Genomic DNA, 20571 nt, shown 5'->3' on the forward strand with positions numbered 1-20571 from the left:
ACCCCTTTAAAGCCAATCAAGCGAAGTTTCTGCTCGTTCTATTTCAGGAAAAGAATCTAGGAATTCGAGCACTTTCTGTAATTCCTTTTCTGTAATAGCTTTTGAAGAAGAAACGGAAACAATACCAAGTTTCGTCCGTTGCCATACATCCTGATGATCAATCTCTGAAACGGAAATATTAAAGCGTTGCTTAAGCCTGCTAATAATTCGTTGTAAAACGGCTCTTTTTTCCTTCAAAGATTGAGCATCATAGATTATACAGTCACATTCGATATACCCGATCATTTTCTTTCGATTTCTTGCATTACATATGCTTCGATGATGTCGCCTTCTTTAATGTCATTGAAGTTCTTAATTGTTACGCCACACTCATAGTTTGTCGCAACTTCTTTTACGTCATCCTTAAATCGTTTTAATGTGTCTAATTCGCCCTCGAAAATAACAATGCCATCGCGAATTAAACGTATGCTTGAATCACGAGTAACTTTACCTTCAGTTACATAGGCTCCAGCTATTGTACCAACTTTAGAAACTTTGAAAGTTTGGCGGACTTCCACTTGACCGATCACTTTTTCTTCAAACTCTGGGTCAAGCATCCCTTTCATCGCTGCTTCAATTTCCTCAATTGCTTTATAAATAATACGGTGTAGACGAATGTCCACTTTCTCTGCATCAGCAGTACGCTTTGCTCCACCATCTGGTCGAACATTAAAACCAATAACGATGGCATTAGAAGCAGAAGCTAAAATGATATCAGATTCAGTGATTGCTCCAACACCCGTATGAATAATCTTAACTTTTGCACCTTCTACTTCGATTTTTTGAAGTGATGCAGCCATTGCTTCCACAGACCCTTGAACGTCTGCTTTTACGATTAAATTAATTTCTTTCATCTCGCCTTGTTTGATTTGCTCAAATAAATCATCCAAGGTTACACGAGTTTTTTCACTTCTTTGTTCCTGAAGCTGTTTTTGTGCACGAGCCTCCCCAACATTACGAGCTGTTTTCTCATCAGAGAATACCATAAAGTTGTCTCCGGCTTGTGGCACGTCACTGAGGCCAGTAATTTCTATAGGAGTGGATGGCTTAGCTTCCTTCACACGACGTCCTATATCGCTTACCATTGCACGCACACGGCCAAATGTGTTTCCAACTACAATTGGATCTCCTACTCTTAGTGTCCCTTTTTGTACTAAAAGGGTAGCTACAGATCCTCTACCTTTATCAAGCTGTGCTTCAATCACGGTACCGGATGCAGCACGTTTAGGGTTGGCTTTATATTCTTCCACTTCCGCAACAAGAAGAATCATTTCAAGAAGTGTATCAATTCCTTCTCCTTTAAGTGCAGAAAGGTGAACAAAAATAGTGTCCCCGCCCCAAGCTTCCGATACAAGCCCGTGTTCAGTTAATTCTTGCATCACACGGTCAGGATTGGCACCTTCTTTGTCCATTTTGTTGACCGCTACTATGATAGGAACATCCGCAGCTTTTGCATGGTTAATTGCTTCCACTGTTTGAGGCATTACTCCATCATCTGCAGCTACTACAAGAATGGTGATGTCTGTTACCTGAGCTCCACGTGAACGCATCGTTGTAAATGCAGCATGCCCAGGAGTATCAAGGAATGTAATTTTCTTGCCTTTTTCTACTTCCACTTGGTATGCGCCAATATGTTGAGTAATTCCCCCTGCTTCTCCTGCCGTTACTTTAGTGTTACGGATAGAATCCAGAAGGGTTGTTTTACCGTGGTCAACGTGCCCCATTATTGTTACAACTGGAGGACGCTCTTCAAGAACTTCTTCTTGATCTTCTGTGTCATAACCTTCAAAGTCAGTTACTTCAAAGATAATTTCCTCTTCTACTTCCACACTATATTCTCCAGCAATTAGCTCAATGGAATCTTTATCAAGGTCTTGGTTGATAGTAGCCATAACACCTAACATAAAGAGCTTTTTAATAATCTCAGATGGCTCTTTGTTCAGCTTTTTTGCTAACTCTCCAACTGTAAGGGAACCTGTGAAAGTGATTTTCGAAGGTGTTTCTTTTTTCTTCACGGGTGGTGTTGGTGCTGATTGTGGACCGCGGTTTTGATTTGTTTTTTGTTGTTTCTTCTTGCCTTTAGAGAAATTATTCGCATTGTTGTTATTGTTATTAAAAGGCTTTTTGTTTCTATTTGCTTGAGATGCACCTTGATTATTTGCAGGCTTCTTTGCAGTACTGTTAGCACCTTGTGGAGCTGCTTGTTTTTTTGGTGCTTCTTTTGAACTGGAGCCGTTTAATTTTTGAATTGTGTCTTCATCTAATGTCGCCATATGGTTTGATACCTCAATATTCATTTCTTTTAGTTTTGTAATGACATCTTTACTTGATACGTTCTTTTGTTTAGCGTATTCGTACACGCGTAATTTCGTCATACATTCACCCCCAAAGATTAATCGAGCAACGTAAGAAGTTTTTTGGCAAAGCCATCATCTAATATTGCAATGGAAACTCTCGCATCTTTGCCAATTGCCCGACCTAACTCAAACCGATCTGCCACTGTTCTGATCGGTACTTCATAGTAAGTACATTTATCATTTAATTTTTTTAACGTATTAACAGATGCATCACCTGCAACAAGTACTAGCTTCGCATTTCCAGCTCTTACTTCCTTGACTACAAGTTCTTCTCCTGTTATTGTCTTTCTCGCTCTTGTTGCGAGACCTAATAGAGATAGCCATTGATTATTCATGATTCGAATCTTTCTCCGTTTCTACCAGTTGAATCAATTCATCATACAATGAATCATCAATCGCTACATCTAAATGTCGGGATAGTATATTTTTCTTCTTCGCAAGAAGGATGCTATCTTTGTTTCTTGCTAAATATGCCCCTCGTCCAGACTTTTTCCCCGTCAAGTCAATGGAGACTTCGCCTTCTTTTGATCGAACAATGCGAATTAGTTCTTTCTTTGGTCTCAATTCTTGACTAGCAACGCACTTGCGCATAGGGATTTTTTTGCGACTGTTCACCTGGCAACACCTCTTTTTTATTCTTCTGTATTGTCTTCCTCAAAGAAATCATCCATCTCTTCTTCATCACTTTTTGATAAGGTAAGGCTTGGGTAGATTCCTAGTTCTTCTGCCTCTGACTCGCTTTTGATATCGATCTTCCAGCCAGATAACTTTGCTGCCAGTCGTGCATTTTGACCTCTTTTACCAATTGCTAGTGAAAGCTGGTAATCTGGAACGATGACCGTTGTGGCTTTGTCCTCTTCATTTACTTGAACTTCAAGCACTTTGGAGGGGCTAAGCGCATTAGCAACAAATTCAACTGGATCTTTTGACCAACGCACAATATCAATTTTTTCACCCTTCAGTTCATTGACAATTGCCTGTACCCTTTGCCCTTTTGGTCCAACACATGCACCAACCGGATCCACTTCAGGGTTATCACTAAAAACTGAAATTTTGGAGCGATCCCCCGCTTCTCGTGCAACTGATTTAATTTCAACAGTGCCATCATAAATCTCCGGCACTTCCAATTCGAATAGTCTTTTAAGTAATCCTGGGTGAGATCGAGACACAAAGATTTGAGGTCCCTTTGTTGTTTTTTCTACCTTAGTTAGGAATACTTTTATTCTATCATGAGGTTTGTAATGTTCATTAGGCATTTGCTCATTAACCGGTAAAAGAGCTTCAATCTTTCCTAAGCTCACGTAAATAAACTTAGCATCTAATCGTTGCACAATCCCTGTCATGATATCTTCTTCACGTTCAATATATTCGGAGTAGATCACTCCACGCTCTGCTTCTCTCACTCGTTGTGTAACTACTTGCTTTGCAGTCTGTGCGGCTATCCGACCAAAGTCTTTTGGTGTTACTTCAATTTCTAATACATCATTTTCTTGGTAATTTGGATTAATGCCCTTTGCTTCTTCAACAGAAATTTCCAGTCTGGAATCAAACACTTCTGTAACAACATCTTTTCTGGCGAATACACGCATTGTTCCTGATTCTAGATTTAGATCAACTCGTACATTTTGCGCTTGATTAAAATTTCGTTTGTAAGCAGATATCAGTGCAGCCTCAATCGCCTCAACTATTACATCTTTGCTAATGCCTTTTTCCTTTTCCATAAGGGTAAGGGCATCAAATAACTCGCTGCTCATATAACTTTGTCCCCCTTAACATACCTACGCATTCATTTTAGACACATATGATTGGTCTTATAGGTAGTTGAACCTTTTAAAATTTTACTGCCAATCGAGCCTTGGCGACTTTTGAATATGGAATTTCAAATTCTTTTTTACGTGTTTTAATTGTAATGGAGATTTTAAGTGTCTCGCCATCAAAACTCAGAAGATCACCTTCGAACATTTTCAAACCATCTATCGGCTCATATGTTTTAATATGCACATATTTTCCAACAGATTTCTCTAAGTCTTCCTTTTTCTTCAACGGACGTTCTGCACCAGGCGAAGATACCTCAAGAAAGTAATTATGTGGAATAGGATCCATTTCATCCAACTGTTCACTTAATTTTTCGCTGACTGTACCACAGTCTTCAATATCAATACCGCCATCTTTATCCACATAAACACGTAAAAACCAAGATGAACCTTCTTTTACATACTCAATATCCACTAACTCAACATTCATTTCCTCCACGATAGGTAGCATCATTTGTTCTACCGTATCAATAACATTTTTGCTCATCTTTTTCCTCCTTCGCTATAGCGAGAAACGATGTATTTAAAATCTGAACAAAAGACCCTGCCAATTAGCAGGGAATCATAAACAAGCAAGCTTATGTACAACAAAAAGTTGCCGTCTAACGGCAAAAGAATGGACGCTAGAAAAATGAGAATACAATACGAAAGAGTGGGTTTCCCCACTCTTTTCTGATTACATGTATATAGCATTTCCAATGTAAATATATCATATTCCTACATTTTATGCAAATCTTTCAAGCAATTACGCGTTTAGAGACTCGCCATTGCCAGCATTGTACATCCTAGAATAATGAAAGCTGGTTTTGGTCTGGTAGTCCTTCGAGACAACCATGCTTGTCGAGGTATTCCATAATGGTTTTTGAAACACGGCCACGCTGCTGTAAATCTTCTTTAGAAAGATATTCTCCACCTGCTCTAGAATTAACAATGTTAATAGCTGCATTTGTTCCAAGTCCAGGAATGGAGTTGAATGGTGGAATAAGGGAATCACCTTCTATAATAAATTCAGAAGCATGAGATTTATATAAGTCTACCTTTTTAAAAGAGAAACCGCGCTCGCTCATTTCCAATGACAATTCCAATACAGTTAATAAAGATTTTTCTTTTGGTGTGGCATCTAAGCCTTTTGCATTTATTTCTTCTACTATCTTACGAATGGAGGCTGACCCTTTAACCATGCAATCTAGGTCAAAATCGTCTGCTCGTACCGTAAAATAAGCTGCATAGTACATTAAAGGAAAGTGGACTTTAAAGTAGGCTATACGAACTGCCATTAAAACATAAGCTGCTGCATGGGCTTTTGGAAACATATACTTGATTTTTAAACAAGAATCTATATACCATTCTGGCACATCGTTCTTTACCATTTCTTGTTTAAATTCATCAGTTAAGCCCTTCCCTTTACGGACAGATTCCATAATTTTAAATGCCATGGAAGGATCTAAACCTTTATAGATAAGATAAACCATAATGTCATCACGGCACCCTATTACTTCACTGAGTGAACAAGTTTTATTATGAATAAGTTCTTGTGCATTTCCTAACCATACATCGGTACCATGCGACAAACCTGATATTTGAACCAATTCGGAAAAAGTGGATGGTTTAGTATCCTCTAACATCTGACGAACAAATCTTGTACCAAACTCCGGAATTCCAAGTGTACCTGTTTTACACATTATTTGATCTTCTGTAACACCAAGTGATTCTGTCCCACTGAATATCTTCATAACATATGGATCGTCGGTTGGAATTGTTTTCGGGTCTATTCCACTTAGATCCTGAAGCATCCTGATTACGGTAGGATCATCATGTCCTAATATATCAAGCTTCAAAAGGTTGTCATGTATAGAGTGAAAATCAAAATGTGTGGTTTTCCACTCTGAGCCTGTATCATCCGCTGGGTACTGTATTGGTGAGAAATCATAAATATCCATGTAATCCGGAACAACTATAATTCCACCTGGATGCTGACCAGTTGATCTCCTCACACCTGTACATCCGGAAGAAAGCCGATCTATTTCAGCACCACGAAGAATCAAGTTACGATCATTTGCATACCCCTTTACATAGCCGTAAGCAGTCTTATCAGCTACTGTACCAATGGTTCCAGCACGGAAAACATAATCTTCTCCAAATAATACTTTTGTATAGTTATGCGCTCTTGGTTGATATTCACCAGAAAAATTCAAATCTATATCAGGAACCTTGTCACCCTTAAAACCTAAGAAAGTTTCAAAGGGAATATCATGACCATCTTTAGTGAAAGATTCTCCACAATGAGGACAGTCTTTATCAGGTAAATCAAAACCTGAGCCTACCGAACCATCGTCAAAGAATTCCGATGTTTGACAAGACGGACAAACATAATGTGGTGGTAGGGGATTTACCTCTGTAATTTCTGTCATTGTTGCTACAAAAGAGGATCCTACCGATCCACGTGATCCTACAAGATAGCCATCATCTAGTGATTTTTTAACAAGCTTTTGAGAAATTAAATAGATTACAGCAAATCCGTGACCGATAATACTTTTTAGTTCTTTTTCTATTCTTTTTTCCACAAGTTCTGGCAAATCATCTCCGTAGATACTACGAGCACGAGAATAACTCATTTCTCTAATTTCTTCATCAGCACCCTCAATTTTCGGGGTATAGAGATCATCTTTAATCGGTTTGATCTCATTAATCATGCCTGCTATTTTTTGAGTATTAGTCACAACAATTTCTTTTGCTTTTTCTTCGCCTAGGAATGAAAAAGCAGCAAGCATTTCGTCCGTTGTCTTAAAATGCACATCAGGAAGTTCATGACGATTAAGTGGATTTGCACCCGATTGTGAGCGAACAAGAATTTCGCGATGGATTTTATCTTCTTTCTTTAAATAGTGGACATTCCCTGTAGCTACAACAGGTTTTTCCAGTTTTTCTCCTAGCTTGACAATGTTAGTTAAAATTTCCTGTAGTGATTTTTCATCTTTAATTAATTCTAATTCTAAAAGATGATTATAATTACTCGGAGGCTGTACCTCAATATAATCGTAAAACTCTGCAATATTCTCCACTTCATCTGGAGACTTTTGCATCATACCTTCAAATACTTCCCCTTTATCACAGGCGGTTCCAATTAATAAACCTTCTCTCAGCTTTTGAAGCTGTGACCTTGGTATCCGAGGAACACGGTAAAAATAGTTCATATGTGAGATCGACACGATTTTAAATAAATTTTTCAAGCCTATATCATTAACAGCAAGCAAGGTAATATGTGATGGTCTTGCTCTTTTATATGCATCCGATTTACCAGTATTCTCATTTAATTCATCATGACGTGTTATTCCTCGTTCAAGTGCATCTTTTAACATTTTCATTAATAAATAACCTGTTGCTTCGGCATCATAAATCGCTCTGTGATGCTGGGTAAGTTCAATGTCGAACTTTTTACAAAGAGTATTTAATCGATGATTCTTTAAGTCTGGAAATAACAGGCGTCCTAATTCCAATGTATCAATAACTGGATTTTTTGCTTTCCCAAGCCCTATTCTCTGTAAACCAATGTTCAAGAAACCCATATCAAAGCTAGCATTGTGAGCAACAAGAATATCATCATCTATCCATTGATGAAAATCTTTTAAAACATCCCCTACTTCTGGTGCATCTTGAACCATATCATCAGTTATTCCTGTAAGGTTTATGGTTGTCGCAGATAAGGGGTGATGCGGATTAGAGAACGATTCAAAGCGGTCAATAATTTCCCCGTCTTTTATTTTTACTGCTGCAAGTTCAATAATCGTGTCGTACATTGCAGATAAACCTGTTGTCTCAACATCAAAAACAACATAGGTAGCTTCTGCTAGATTGCGGTGAATAGGATTATAAGCAATGGGTACACCATCATCTACAAGGTTCGCTTCTAGTCCATATAATATTTTTACGCCATTTTTTTGTCCGGCAGCATAAGCATCAGGATAAGCCTGTGCTACTGCATGGTCTGTTATAGCAATTGCTTCATGCCCCCACTTTTTGGCTTGTCCAACAAGTGAAGTAATAGAGCTTACTGCATCCATCGTACTCATTGGGGAGTGTAAATGAAGCTCGACTCTTTTTTCCCCTTCCGGCGCGGTATCTCTTATTTCTTTTCCGGCAAATTCATTTATATCATTTGCCATCATAACGAGATCTCGAACAAAGGTATCATTCTGAATACTGCCTCGAACCTTTAACCACATACCTTTTTTAACTGCTTGTAATAAAGGTACATCCTCTTTGTCTCTGGAGAACATTTTTACTAGAATGGAATTGGTATAATCAGTAATTTTAAATGTTAACAAAGTTCTTCCACTTCTAAGTTCTTTTGTTTCTGCATCAAAAACATAACCCTGTACGGCTACTCGTCTTTCTTCATCCACTATCTCTGCTAAAGTCTTAATCTCTGCATCATCTTTGATGTTATATCCTATCATTACTGGGCCACTTACAGAACTACTTTCAGCAGTATCCTTTTTTTGCATTTCAGTAAGAGCAGCTAAAGCTTTTTGATCGTCCTCTATTTGTTTTTGTTCTACAAATTTCTGATAATCTTCTTCAGAATGAGATAAACTTGTATCTAATACAAAAGTAGGAAAACCAAAACCTTCATACATGGAGCAAATAACAGAATTTAATTTCTTCTTAACAGCGATGGCCTCTGCTTCATTTCTTGCTGTAAGAATAAGCTTATTTCCTTTTAGAGTTGGCACCTGTCCTTTTAAGAGCATAAGTAAAGGCGGAGAATATCCCTCCAATTCTTTTAAACATATCGGCCAATAGTCTTGTATATATGTTCCTTCATAAGAATTCTCATTAACGCTAATATGAAAAGAAACACTTGCTATATGTGAGAAGCTTTTTGTCAGCTTTGCATAAAATATTTCATAGATGGATGCTGGAAGAATATTCTGGAAAACAAAATGAAAATGCCATTTTTTTTGTGCTTTTTCTACTGTTAATTTCTCGATTCCCGCCTCAGCAAAATAAGGAAATATTTCATCGCTAGTTAGACCTAGCTGTTGAAGGAGAAGTCGAAAACGATCTTTCTTTTCTTGGGACAACGGATCTAGCAACATTCAGACTCCTTTCCACATACATATTCGGCCACAATATCCGTTGATTATACGTATGCAACATCAACAATGGATAAAAAAAGCCTCATAATTGAAGGTACCTCCTATTTTGATTAGGGGTACCTTCGTGTATTTATATATCTCTTATTGTACTATATTTCGACGTAATGTTTGTATTAATTGTTCCACAGAGATTTCTTCCATATCTCCTGTTTTTCTCCATTTAAGTTCTACCACATTTTCTTCTGCTTTTTTGCCAACCGTGATGCGAACAGGCAAGCCAATTAAATCAGAATCTGCGAATTTAACGCCTGGTCTTTCTTGACGGTCATCATACAGTACTGAAAAGCCTGCATCCTTCAGTTCACCGTACAGTTTTTCGGCCAATCCTGCTTGTACATCGTTCTTTGCATTTACAGGAATAACGTGTACCTGATAAGGTGTCACAGCATCAGGCCATACAATTCCATTATCATCATGGAACTGCTCAACAATTGCTGCCATTACACGGGAGACCCCAATTCCATAACAACCCATAATCATATGCTGAGCTCTTCCATTTTCATCAAGGTAGGTAGCACCCATTGCTTCACTATATCGTTTGCCAAGCTTGAATATATGCCCAACTTCTATACCTTTTGCAAATTGGATGACTCCCTCCCCGTCTGGAGACATGTCTCCCTCTTTAATAAATCGCAAATCGCAATACTGGCTGATGTTGAAATCTCTAGAAGGATTAACATTTTTATAGTGAAAACCTTCCTCATTTGCACCGGCCACACCGTTAACAATATACTCAACGGCTGCATCAGCTACTATCTCCACGGATGTTGGTAAGTTAATTGGACCAAGGGATCCTATCGGGCATCCCAATTGCTCTTTCACTTCTTGTGGTGACGCAAGATCGACTACGGATGCTTGGTATAAATTTTTAATCTTAATATCGTTTATCTCATGATCTCCGCGAACTAACACTACCACAAATTTGTCGTCTACTTTAAACCCTAGAGTTTTTATGCAATCAGAACTTGAAACATCTAGAAAATCTGCTACTTCTTCAATTGTTTTTTGATTAGGGGTAGCTATTTTTTCTAAGTCTTTGATTTGTTCTGTTTTTCGCTCGTAGTTAGCCATTACCGGCGCCATCTCTACATTGGCAGCAAAACCAGATTTTGTTGAGTAAGCAACTGTATCTTCCCCAATTTCAGAAAGAACCATAAATTCATGTGTATCTTTTCCTCCCATAGCACCTGAGTCGGCTATAACTGCCCTGAAATCCAATCCTAATCTAGTAAATATATTAGAATAAGCTGTGAACATGATGTTATACACTTCATCAAGACTTTCTTGGGAGGCATGAAAGGAGTAAGCGTCTTTCATCAGGAACTCTCTTCCACGTAAGAGACCGAACCTTGGGCGTTTTTCGTCGCGAAACTTTGTTTGAATTTGGTAAAGTGTCAGAGGTAGTTTTTTATAAGATTTGATTTCATCACGTACGATTGTCGTAATGACCTCTTCGTGCGTCGCCCCTAAGGCAAACTCCCTATTATGACGATCCTTTAGGCGCATTAATTCGGGACCGTAAGAATACCAGCGACCAGATTCTTGCCATAGCTCTGCTGCTTGCATTGCTGGCATCAATAGTTCTGCAGCTCCGGCATTATCCATTTCTTCCCGGACGATATCCTCCACTTTTTTTAGTACTTTTTTTCCTAAAGGAAGAAAACTATAAATACCACTTGTATTCTGGCGTATATAACCTGCTCTAATTAATAGCTGATGACTTTTCACCTCTGCATCTGCCGGGACTTCTCTAAGAGTAGGAATAAGCGTCATACTTTGTTTCATAATGGGCACCTCGTAACCTATTTTTTTTGGCTGTTTTCGCATTGATTGTTGCTTTTATGTAATTGGCACAACCCGTTATAATCGCGGCCGATTTTTTACGGACTTATAGCAAGAACCTTTAAGAAAAGAGTCTTATTTCTTCACTGCCTGGTCTAATAGAGATTTTTCCCCATAAGAGCTCTCTATTAAAGCAAAGAGAACTTGCATCAAAGTACATGATCCAAGTTGACTCTTTACCATTTAAATTACAAACAACTTTTACAAAGCCTGTGTTAAACGCCGCTATTGATTTTCGCAAAAGGCTACGCGTTCCACGGGGCGGTGCTGGAGCCTCCTCGGCTGTGCCTGCGGGGTCTCCAGCCTACCGCTATCATCCCGTTGGAGTCTCCGCCTTTTGCTCCAATCATCACTGGAATAGCATTAATATCAACGCACAACTTTAACAGAGACTTTACAAAAAGAACTTTTGAATATCATTCCATGTAACAACAAGCATTAATAACATTAATAACGCAAATCCTATAAAGTGGACTAGACCTTCTTTTTGACGATCAATAGGTCTACCTCTTACTGCCTCTGCAGCAAAGAACATAAGTCGGCCGCCATCCAATGCTGGAATAGGGAGCAGGTTGATAATTCCTAGGTTAATACTAAGCACGGCCGTCCACCTGATTAACAAGAGGACTCCTGATTCTGCCACCACTTCGGTGGATTTATAGATCCCAACAGGACCTGAAAGCATATCGATGGAGAATTGACCTGTTACCAGTTTACCAAGACCTGTAATGATTTCTTTAGTCCAGTTGTATGTTTCGGTCCCTGCTTTAGGAATTGCTCCTAGTACAGATTTCTCCATCGGCATATAAACACCAATGATTCCTATTGTTTCTCCTCCTTCGACTTGTTCAGCCTTTGGAGTAATTGGAATATTTAAGGATTGGCCATTTCTGTCAACTAGGAATAACAATTCTTCGTTAGGGTTCACTTGTATAATCTTTACCACATCATCCCAAGAAGAGACACTATTGTCATTTATCGCAATAACCTTATCTCCTTGTTGCAAGCCTGATGCTTGCGCAGGTCCGTCTGAAGTTAATTCACCCATAATTGCCTCATTAACAGGATATCCCTGCACCATCCCAAGGAAGGCAAAAAGCAAAAATGCTAGTATAAAGTTCATCATAGGTCCTGCAAAAATCGCCATCGTCCGCTGACCTAATGTTTTTGAACCAAACTGACGGTCATAAGGAGCATTTTGTATTTCTTGACCATCCATCACGAAATAGGAATCTCTGCTTACAGCAAATTCGTGAAGAGTCTCTTCATCATTCAGTTCATATCCGCGAATAATAAGGTTATGTTCTAAATCTGCATGTTCTACTTCAATAATTTTTGCCTCAGGATGCTTATCCTTATTATTTATAACTACTTTGTTGACTTCTCCCATATCATTGAATAATAAACCAATATGATAGCCAGGTTTTATCTCAATAACTTCTGGATCTTCCCCTGCCATTCGTACAAATCCACCGATAGGTAAAAGTCTAATTGTATAAACTGTATCATCTTTCTTGAAAGAAAATACTTTCGGACCAAACCCTATTGCAAACTCTCTACATAAAATACCTGCTCTCTTTGCAAAGACCAGATGGCCTAGTTCATGAACGAAAACTAGCACCCCAAAAATAATGATAAAAGCTATAACTGTATTCACTAGATTTCCACCTCTAATCTATTAGTGAACGAACATATTCTCTCGTCTCGATGTCTACTTCAGTAATGGTTTGTAGATCTGGAACTTTTTGAACAGAATGTCTTGCCATGGCCTTTTCTATCATGTGCTCTATTGTTAAGAACTCGATTTTTCCTGACAAGAATCCTTCCACTGCAATTTCATTTGCTGCATTCAGAACAGTAGGCATCGTTCCCCCTGTTTTACCTGCCTCAAAAGCAAAATGTAAGCAGCGGAAACGTTCAAAATCCATCGTTTCAAAATGAAGTTTTCCCATTTCAACAAGGTTTAGTCTTTTTCCTGATGTGTGAACCAAACGATCTGGATAACTTAAAGCATATTGTATCGGAACCCGCATATCAGGTGTTCCTAATTGGGCGATGATGCTTGTATCACAAAACTCAACCATAGAATGTATTGCACTTTCTCTATGCAGTACCACTTGAATTTCTTCATACGGGATACCAAACAACCAATGTGCTTCAATAACTTCAAGTCCTTTATTCATCATGGTTGCGGAGTCTATCGTAATCTTCGCTCCCATCGACCAATTCGGATGATTTAAAGCGTCGGAAACCGTAACTCCTATCAGTTGATCCCGAGTTTTATCACGAAAGCTCCCCCCAGAAGCTGTTAATATCAGCGATTGGATATTTTTCTCCTTTTCTCCTTGTAGACATTGGTATATAGCTGAATGTTCACTGTCTACAGGAAGAATGGAAACACCATGCTTCTTTGCTTCATCCATGACGATATGCCCTGCGGTCACTAATGTCTCTTTATTAGCAAGTGCAATCGTTTTTTTACTTTCGATAGCATGTAGTGTTGGAACTAGTCCTACACTACCAACTACAGAATTGACGACAATATCCGTATCCTTAAAGGTCGCCACTTCAATTAAGCCTTCTTCCCCGTCTACAACTTTAATAGACCGGCCAACTAATTGACTTTTTAACATTTCTCGGTCATTTCTGCTTTTAACTGATACTAATGATGGAGAAAATTCATCAATTATTTCAGAAGCAACTTTTATATTGCTTCCAACACTAAATGCTACAAGCTTAAATAGGTCAGGGTGCTGCCTAATTACTTCCAAGGTCTGAATCCCTATAGAACCAGAAGCCCCCAATAAACTTATTTGTTTCACTAGCACCCTCTCCTTCCATACCCTCACTTTTTTTCTGAGTTAGGATATAAATCTATGTATAAAGTGTAATAGTGGCAGCACAAAGAGAAGGCTGTCGAAGCGATCTAATATCCCACCGTGGCCCGGGAGGATTTTACCTGAATCTTTAATCTGATAGTATCTCTTTAAAGCAGACTCGGCAAGATCTCCAATTTGCCCTACTACTGAAAGAATACTCGCTAATAAAACTGTTACTAAAACAGAATGAGTAAAATCTACAACAAAATGGAAGATAATTGCTAATACAATAGCACAAATAACTCCTCCAATAGAGCCTTCCACTGTCTTGTTAGGACTGATTTCAGGCCATAACTTTTTATTGCCTATTGCTTTTCCTATAAAATATGCTCCAGAGTCGGTTGTCCAAATTACAAATAAAGCAAAAAACACATAAGCCAAAGATATTTCACGAATTTCGATAAAATAATAAAAACCCATTCCAATATAAACCGTTGAAGCAAGAATAAAGCCTACATCATCAAATGTGAATTTGTTTTTAGATAATACTGTGTAAGTTAATAGTAGCAAGACAATTAGTAACAGAAAATCAATTTTCAAAAAGATAGGATCTAAAGGTAGCCAGGAGCTCGGCAATAAGAATATCCATATAAGTAAAAGGGACAGCAGACCAGGTATGCTAACAATGGAATGCTTTTTCATCCTTAAAGCCTCATATAAACCTACAGATGCTAATAAGTAAACAAAGATGACAAATGGCAATTCACCGTAAACAACAATAGGTAAAAACACCGCTGCTGCTATTAAAGCTGTAATAATCCGTTGTTTCATTGTATGTCCAACACCTTCTTATATACCACCAAATCTTCTTCCACGCTGTTGAAAACTGTTTATCGCCTCGTAAAGGTGAAGCTCCTCAAAATCAGGCCATAGTACATCCGTAAAATAAAATTCAGCATAGGCTAATTGCCAGAGCATAAAATTGCTCAATCTTATTTCCCCACTTGTACGAATAAGAAGATCTGGGTCTGGTAATTGATTACTGAAAAGATATTCTGAGAAAACCTCTTCAGAAAGTTGTTCTGTAGTAATAGTATTGTTCTGTAAATCTATTGCTACATTTTTCACTGCACGCAGTATTTCATCTCTACCGCCATAATTCAGGGCGAAATTTAATATTAGTCCGGTATTGTTTTTGGTTTTTTCCATTGCACCTTCCACTGCTCGAAGCGTGTGTTCAGGAAGGTCGGATTTGTTGCCCATCAGGCGCACTTGCACATTCTCTTCAATTAGTTCTGGAAGAAATGTTCCAAGAAACTCCTCTGGCAGCTTCATTAGAAAATCCACCTCAAGTTTCGGTCGCTTCCAGTTTTCTGTAGAAAAAGCGTACATGGTTAAAACTTTAACACCTAAACCATTAGCAGCTTTTGTTATTTTCCTTACTGTTTTCATTCCTTCATGGTGTCCTGCAATTCTAGGTAAAGCACGTTTCTTTGCCCAACGTCCATTGCCATCCATTATAACAGCAATATGTTTTGGGATAGGGTGTTTCAATAGTTCTTCCTTTGTAAGGGAAGATTTAGAGGTTTCTTTGCCTCTCCACTCTTGTATTTTCTTCAGCATAAAAATCCTCCATTAAAAATAAATAACTACCTTACTGTTGGTACTTATTTATAGTAACAGTATTAACAAAAAAACCCCCTGTAAACGTTAGAGGGTCTTTCCATCTTTCTATTTTACATGTAAATCGCTCAGACTTCCATGATTTCTTTTTCTTTTTCTTTTGTTACTGTTTCAACCTTAGCAATAAAGTTGTCTGTTTGCTTCTGAATGTCATCAGTATAGCCACGTAATTCGTCTTCGGTAATGTCTCCGCTCTTTTCAAGCTTCTTTAAATCATCATTCCCATCACGACGAATGTTACGGATTGCTACCTTTGCTTCTTCAGACGACTTTTTAACCACTTTCACTAGCTCTTTACGTCTTTCTTCTGTCAAAGCAGGAATAGAAATGCGGATTACTGATCCATCATTAGAAGGATTCAGTCCAAGGTCTGCTCTAATAATAGCTTTTTCAATATCACCTAATGAAGACTTATCATATGGTTGCACAACTAATAACCTAGCTTCAGGAACATTTATGGAAGCTAATTGATTAACAGGTGTAGGTGCGCCATAATAATCCACTGTTACTTTGTCTAAAAGAGCAGCACTAGCTCGTCCAGCACGGATAGATGCTAATTCTCTAGAATAGGATTGAATTGCTTTTTCCATTCTATCTTTTGTTTGTGTAATAACTTGTTTGGCCATGTTATTTCCCCCTCACAATCGTTCCAATATTTTCACCTAAAACAACTCGTTTAATGTTTCCTTCTTCCATGATAGAAAATACGATAATCGGAATGTTATTATCCATACATAAAGATGAAGCGGTAGAGTCCATAACAGCAAGTCCTTCTCTTAAAACGTCAAGGTAAGTAAGCGTTTCGTATTTCGTCGCTGTACGATCAATGCTAGGATCGGCAGAGTATACACCATCTACATTGTTTTTTGCCATAAGAATCACTTCTGCTTCAATTTCCGCTGCACGTAATGCAGCAGTTGTATCTGTTGAGAAATAAGGGTTACCTGTTCCAGCAGCAAAAATAACTACACGTTTTTTCTCTAAGTGACGAATTGCTTTTCTTCTTATGTAAGGTTCAGCAACCTGACGCATTTCAATGGAGGTTTGTACACGTGTCTCAACACCGGCATTCTCTAGACTATCTTGAAGTGCTAGTGAATTCATTACTGTTGCCAGCATTCCCATATAATCGGCAGAGGCACGGTCCATTCCCATCTCGCTTCCAACCTTACCTCTCCAAATGTTCCCGCCTCCAACAACTACAGCAACCTCCACACCTAGGTCAGCCAATTCTTTAACTTGATGAGAAACAGATTTAATTACAGTTGGATTAATACCAAAGCCTTGCTCTCCTGCTAAAGCTTCCCCACTTAATTTTAATACAATACGACGATATTTTGCTTCAGACATAATAACCTCCAGGAATCCAAGGATTTCTTATTTTAATAGCTCTTGCTAAGTACCACTGTTAATTCCAGACATGGCTTGTTTCCACCCCAGACAACATCCAGGTGCGCCATTTCTCGTTTATTACGCAACTACAGTTTACATGATAAGAGCCTTTTTAAAAAAGGGAACACAAAGTGTGCTCCCGGAATATTCAGAGTGTTGTTCTCTTATTTTTTAACTTGGTTCATTACTTCTTCAGCAAAATTGTCTTGACGTCTTTCAATTCCTTCTCCAACTTCATAACGGACAAACGCCTTAACAGTTCCACCTTTGCTTTGTACAAATTGACGTACTTTCATATCTGGGTTTTTAACAAAAGTTTGGTCTAATAGGCAGATATCTTCAAAGTATTTCCCAAGACGCCCTTCTACCATTTTAGCAACGATATTTTCAGGTTTACCTTCATTTAAAGCTTGCTGTGTTAATACTTCACGCTCACGTTCTGCTTCTTCTGCAGAAACTTCGTCGCGAGAAACATATTTAGGATTGATTGCAGCAATATGCATTGCTACATCTTTAGCAGCTTCCTCATCGGTTGTACCTTCAAGCAATGTTAAAACACCGATACGACCACCCATGTGTAAGTAAGCACCAAATGCATCCTCATCAGTTTTAGTAGCAATAGTATAACGACGAAGAGTTAATTTTTCTCCAATTTTAGCGATAGCTGAGTTGATATGTTCAGAAACTACAACACCGTTATCCATTTTCAATTCAAGTGCTGCTTCCACATTTTCAGGTTTATGCGTGATTAACAATTGACCCAATTCAGTAACAAGAGTTTTAAAACCTTCATTTTTAGCTACAAAATCTGTTTCAGAGTTAACTTCTAGAATAACCGCTTCGTTTCCTTTAGTAACAATTGCAGTTAATCCTTCTGCAGCAATACGATCTGTCTTTTTAGCAGCTTTTGCAATCCCTTTTTCGCGTAGAAAGTCGATTGCTTTATCGATATCACCATCTGTTTCCATTAATGCTTTTTTACAATCCATCATTCCAGCGCCAGTTTTTTCACGTAATTCTTTTACCATTTGAGCAGTAACAGCCATAATAATAATTCCTCCTTAGGTTATGTAAATCTATAATAGGTACAATCAATTTAAGTTGCCCTATCACATATTATATTTTCCAAAAAAAGGTGATAAAAGGCTTTCCCCTCTTATCACCTTTTTTCTAAATCTAATTAAGCAGTTGTTGTAGCAGCAGCAGTCTCTTCGCCTTGTTTCGCTTCTAAGATAGCATCTGCCATTTTGCCTGTTAATAATTTTACAGCACGGATTGCATCGTCATTTGCAGGGATAATTACATCAATTTCGTCTGGATCACAGTTCGTGTCTACAATTCCAACGATAGGGATGTTAAGCTTTCTAGCTTCTGCAACAGCGATACGCTCTTTGCGTGGGTCAATGATGAATAATGCATCCGGAAGACCTTTCATGTCTTTGATTCCGCCTAGGAACTTTTCAAGACGCTCAAGCTCTTTCTTTAACATTACAACTTCTTTCTTAGGAAGAACTTCGAAAGTTCCATCTTCTTGCATTTTTTCAATTTTCTTAAGGCGTGTAATACGCTTTTGGATTGTTTCAAAGTTAGTTAAAGTACCACCCAACCAGCGTTGGTTAACATAGTACATTCCAGAACGTTCTGCTTCTTCTTTTACAGAATCTTGTGCTTGCTTTTTAGTACCAACGAATAGAACTGTTCCGCCATTACCAGCAAGTTCTTTAACGAATCTGTAAGCTTCTTCAACCTTTTTAACTGTTTTTTGAAGGTCGATGATGTAAATACCGTTACGCTCCGTGAAGATAAATTTCTTCATTTTTGGGTTCCAACGGCGAGTTTGGTGTCCGAAATGTACACCAGCTTCTAAAAGTTGTTTCATTGAGATTACTGACATGTTATATTCCTCCTAATGGTTTTTTTTCCTCCGTTTACTTCATTTTTAAACAAAACTGATAAGATCAGCACCATTGCTTAAATCGGCAAACGTGTGAATTTATAACACCGAAAGTAACTATATCACATACGCTTTACACAATCAAGTGCAAAATGACTTTCACTGTCGAATTTTCCATAAAAGCTCTATCTCCGTTTTACCTTTATTCAGCTTCTTAGCAATATCTTCAAGAGAATGCCCTTTTTCAACTAAATGCGACACCTGTTCATACAAACTTAAGCTCTCAAAGTTCTCTTTCTTATCAGATGATAGCTTTTGTTCATTTTCATTCAAAAGCATTTCAACGTCTTGTTGTGTAATTTCAGATTCTGTTCTATCAATGAGGTTTTCCCTCGCCATTTTCACTGTAGGAGCATTAGCATGTCGTTTGTCTGTTATTTTTGATAAAAATATTTCATTTTCTTCTTTTAGCTCATAAACATAGCCACTTATTGTTTCTTCCGCTTCTTTCAATAAATGGTGATAATCCTGCTCAAGCTGTTGCACTTTCGAGAATTTAACATAAAGGATGATTACAAAAAATATTGCAAGTAAGCTCAACATGAAGTTTATCACTAAAAATATTACTGTCATACAGCTTCACGACCTTTTTATAAAGCTAGGTTAATGCCAGGTTGTTAATAGTTCCTGGCTATTGATTCAAGGGAGTGTGTAAAGCTCCTGAGGGTGGCAACGGGAGTCCCAATCGACCCGCAACCGCTTTGCCTTTTCAGGAATCAACAACGGTTACTAATACATCCTTAATTTAAAGCAGACAATTCTTTACGCAATTTGAAGATCGCTTTTGAATGGATTTGTGAAATCCGCGAAGTTGTAAGAGACATTACCTGTCCTATTTCTGTTAGTGTTAGTTCTTCTTTATAAAAAAGACTGATTACCAATTGCTCATTCTTATTTAATTTATCAATTTGCTCCATTAAATCTTGAATTGCCTCTGATTTTAACACTTCTTCTTCAGGTGATATGCTAGAGTCATCCCTCAAAGTGTATCTTTGTTGGTTGGAATCTTCCTGATCACTAGGCATTTCATCTATAGAAAGCATATTACAATAGAGAATTTCATGTGTGATGGAAGCTATTTCTTTTTCCGGCATGGAAAGTTCATTCGCTAGTTCCTCTAAAGTAGCATTTCTCATATAATTTTGTTCTAGTTTTTCCATTGCGCTTTCAATTTTCTTGGCTTTTTCACGCAAGCTGCGTGGAAGCCAATCCTCTTTTCTTAATCCGTCTATAATGGATCCACGTATTCGAAAGGAAGCATACGTGTCAAATTTCAAGTCTCGCGAAGGATCGAATTTTTCAAGTGCATCAAATAGCCCTACTAACGCTAAACTTTTCAATTCTTCACGTTTCACACTTTTGGGAAGGCCGGTTGCGATGCGTTGTACATGATAATTAACTAATGGCATATAATTTTGCACTAAATAATCGCCTGCTTCGGGATCTTTGCGAGTTTTCCAAAGGTTCCAATAATAAGATTCCTTGTTGGATGTCATTGTCTTCATGGCTTTC

Annotated in this window: 18 protein-coding genes; all 18 read right to left on the bottom strand. The window is 38.1% G+C overall.

Features of this window, described 5'->3' with window-relative positions:
* Positions 1-6 precede the first annotated feature (6 nt).
* The 18 genes from K9B36_RS01300 to K9B36_RS01385 all read right to left on the bottom strand — a co-directional run bounded on the left by K9B36_RS01300 (position 7) and on the right by K9B36_RS01385 (position 20564).
* Entirely contained in the window at positions 7-285 is a 279-nt protein-coding gene (locus K9B36_RS01300; RefSeq protein ID WP_223700194.1) for a DUF503 domain-containing protein, read from the bottom strand.
* Positions 282-2414 (bottom strand): translation initiation factor IF-2, encoded by a 2133-nt coding sequence (gene infB, locus K9B36_RS01305; protein ID WP_223700195.1) that lies wholly within the window; start codon positions 2412-2414, stop codon positions 282-284. The genes K9B36_RS01300 and infB overlap by 4 nt, the downstream gene beginning before the upstream one ends.
* 17 nt (positions 2415-2431) lie before the next feature.
* A complete protein-coding gene (locus K9B36_RS01310; protein WP_223700196.1) occupies positions 2432-2731 on the bottom strand; it encodes a YlxQ family RNA-binding protein in 300 nt (99 codons plus the stop codon).
* A complete protein-coding gene (rnpM, locus tag K9B36_RS01315) occupies positions 2724-3011 on the bottom strand; it encodes an RNase P modulator RnpM (protein WP_223700197.1) in 288 nt (95 codons plus the stop codon). The genes K9B36_RS01310 and rnpM overlap by 8 nt, the downstream gene beginning before the upstream one ends.
* Positions 3012-3028: 17 nt before the next feature.
* On the bottom strand, positions 3029-4150 hold the full coding sequence (nusA, locus tag K9B36_RS01320) for a transcription termination factor NusA (RefSeq protein WP_223700198.1): 1122 nt from the start codon (positions 4148-4150) through the stop codon (positions 3029-3031).
* 76 nt (positions 4151-4226) lie between these two features.
* On the bottom strand, positions 4227-4697 hold the full coding sequence (rimP, locus tag K9B36_RS01325; protein WP_223700199.1) for a ribosome maturation factor RimP: 471 nt from the start codon (positions 4695-4697) through the stop codon (positions 4227-4229).
* Between the two features lie 298 nt (positions 4698-4995).
* The gene (locus K9B36_RS01330; protein ID WP_223700200.1) at positions 4996-9309 is read right to left on the bottom strand and encodes a PolC-type DNA polymerase III; all 4314 of its coding nucleotides are present in this window, start codon (positions 9307-9309) and stop codon (positions 4996-4998) included.
* A 141-nt stretch (positions 9310-9450) separates the two neighbouring features.
* Positions 9451-11154, bottom strand: coding sequence for a proline--tRNA ligase (locus K9B36_RS01335; protein ID WP_223700201.1), 1704 nt, complete (start codon positions 11152-11154; stop codon positions 9451-9453).
* 451 nt (positions 11155-11605) lie between these two features.
* Positions 11606-12868: an RIP metalloprotease RseP gene (gene rseP / locus K9B36_RS01340; protein ID WP_223700202.1), complete on the bottom strand. Its 1263-nt coding sequence runs from the start codon at positions 12866-12868 to the stop codon at positions 11606-11608.
* Positions 12869-12881: 13 nt separating this feature from the next.
* Entirely contained in the window at positions 12882-14033 is a 1152-nt protein-coding gene (gene dxr / locus K9B36_RS01345; RefSeq protein WP_223700203.1) for a 1-deoxy-D-xylulose-5-phosphate reductoisomerase, read from the bottom strand.
* Positions 14034-14072: 39 nt separating this feature from the next.
* Positions 14073-14861 carry a phosphatidate cytidylyltransferase gene (locus tag K9B36_RS01350; protein WP_223700204.1) on the bottom strand — a complete coding sequence of 263 codons (789 nt, stop codon included), beginning with the start codon at positions 14859-14861 and terminating at the stop codon, positions 14073-14075.
* An 18-nt stretch (positions 14862-14879) separates the two neighbouring features.
* Positions 14880-15653 carry an isoprenyl transferase gene (locus K9B36_RS01355; RefSeq protein WP_223700205.1) on the bottom strand — a complete coding sequence of 258 codons (774 nt, stop codon included), beginning with the start codon at positions 15651-15653 and terminating at the stop codon, positions 14880-14882.
* A 128-nt stretch (positions 15654-15781) separates the two neighbouring features.
* Positions 15782-16339, bottom strand: coding sequence for a ribosome recycling factor (gene frr / locus K9B36_RS01360; RefSeq protein WP_223700206.1), 558 nt, complete (start codon positions 16337-16339; stop codon positions 15782-15784).
* Between the two features lies 1 nt (position 16340).
* Positions 16341-17063, bottom strand: coding sequence for a UMP kinase (gene pyrH, locus K9B36_RS01365; protein ID WP_223700207.1), 723 nt, complete (start codon positions 17061-17063; stop codon positions 16341-16343).
* A 206-nt stretch (positions 17064-17269) separates the two neighbouring features.
* The gene (tsf, locus tag K9B36_RS01370) at positions 17270-18151 is read right to left on the bottom strand and encodes a translation elongation factor Ts (protein WP_223700208.1); all 882 of its coding nucleotides are present in this window, start codon (positions 18149-18151) and stop codon (positions 17270-17272) included.
* Positions 18152-18285: 134 nt separating this feature from the next.
* Positions 18286-18999 carry a 30S ribosomal protein S2 gene (gene rpsB / locus K9B36_RS01375; protein ID WP_223700209.1) on the bottom strand — a complete coding sequence of 238 codons (714 nt, stop codon included), beginning with the start codon at positions 18997-18999 and terminating at the stop codon, positions 18286-18288.
* A 159-nt stretch (positions 19000-19158) separates the two neighbouring features.
* Positions 19159-19632, bottom strand: coding sequence for a hypothetical protein (locus K9B36_RS01380; protein WP_223700210.1), 474 nt, complete (start codon positions 19630-19632; stop codon positions 19159-19161).
* A 167-nt stretch (positions 19633-19799) separates the two neighbouring features.
* The gene (locus K9B36_RS01385) at positions 19800-20564 is read right to left on the bottom strand and encodes a FliA/WhiG family RNA polymerase sigma factor (protein WP_223700211.1); all 765 of its coding nucleotides are present in this window, start codon (positions 20562-20564) and stop codon (positions 19800-19802) included.
* Positions 20565-20571 lie beyond the last annotated feature (7 nt).

This window comes from Sutcliffiella deserti (genome assembly GCF_020037475.1).
Classification (GTDB): domain Bacteria; phylum Bacillota; class Bacilli; order Bacillales; family Bacillaceae_I; genus Sutcliffiella_A; species Sutcliffiella_A deserti.

Excerpts from the sequence above, each read along its gene's own strand:
- K9B36_RS01300 (WP_223700194.1), bottom strand. The coding sequence starts at position 285 with ATGATCGGGTATATCGAATGTGACTGTATAATCTATGATGCTCAATCT.
- infB (WP_223700195.1), bottom strand. The coding sequence starts at position 2,414 with ATGACGAAATTACGCGTGTACGAATACGCTAAACAAAAGAACGTATCA.
- K9B36_RS01310 (WP_223700196.1), bottom strand. The coding sequence starts at position 2,731 with ATGAATAATCAATGGCTATCTCTATTAGGTCTCGCAACAAGAGCGAGA.
- nusA (WP_223700198.1), bottom strand. The coding sequence starts at position 4,150 with ATGAGCAGCGAGTTATTTGATGCCCTTACCCTTATGGAAAAGGAAAAA.
- rimP (WP_223700199.1), bottom strand. The coding sequence starts at position 4,697 with ATGAGCAAAAATGTTATTGATACGGTAGAACAAATGATGCTACCTATC.
- K9B36_RS01330 (WP_223700200.1), bottom strand. The coding sequence starts at position 9,309 with ATGTTGCTAGATCCGTTGTCCCAAGAAAAGAAAGATCGTTTTCGACTT.
- K9B36_RS01335 (WP_223700201.1), bottom strand. The coding sequence starts at position 11,154 with ATGAAACAAAGTATGACGCTTATTCCTACTCTTAGAGAAGTCCCGGCA.
- K9B36_RS01350 (WP_223700204.1), bottom strand. The coding sequence starts at position 14,861 with ATGAAACAACGGATTATTACAGCTTTAATAGCAGCAGCGGTGTTTTTA.
- K9B36_RS01355 (WP_223700205.1), bottom strand. The coding sequence starts at position 15,653 with ATGCTGAAGAAAATACAAGAGTGGAGAGGCAAAGAAACCTCTAAATCT.
- frr (WP_223700206.1), bottom strand. The coding sequence starts at position 16,339 with ATGGCCAAACAAGTTATTACACAAACAAAAGATAGAATGGAAAAAGCA.
- pyrH (WP_223700207.1), bottom strand. The coding sequence starts at position 17,063 with ATGTCTGAAGCAAAATATCGTCGTATTGTATTAAAATTAAGTGGGGAA.
- tsf (WP_223700208.1), bottom strand. The coding sequence starts at position 18,151 with ATGGCTGTTACTGCTCAAATGGTAAAAGAATTACGTGAAAAAACTGGC.
- rpsB (WP_223700209.1), bottom strand. The coding sequence starts at position 18,999 with ATGTCAGTAATCTCAATGAAACAACTTTTAGAAGCTGGTGTACATTTC.
- K9B36_RS01380 (WP_223700210.1), bottom strand. The coding sequence starts at position 19,632 with ATGACAGTAATATTTTTAGTGATAAACTTCATGTTGAGCTTACTTGCA.
- K9B36_RS01385 (WP_223700211.1), bottom strand. The coding sequence starts at position 20,564 with ATGAAGACAATGACATCCAACAAGGAATCTTATTATTGGAACCTTTGG.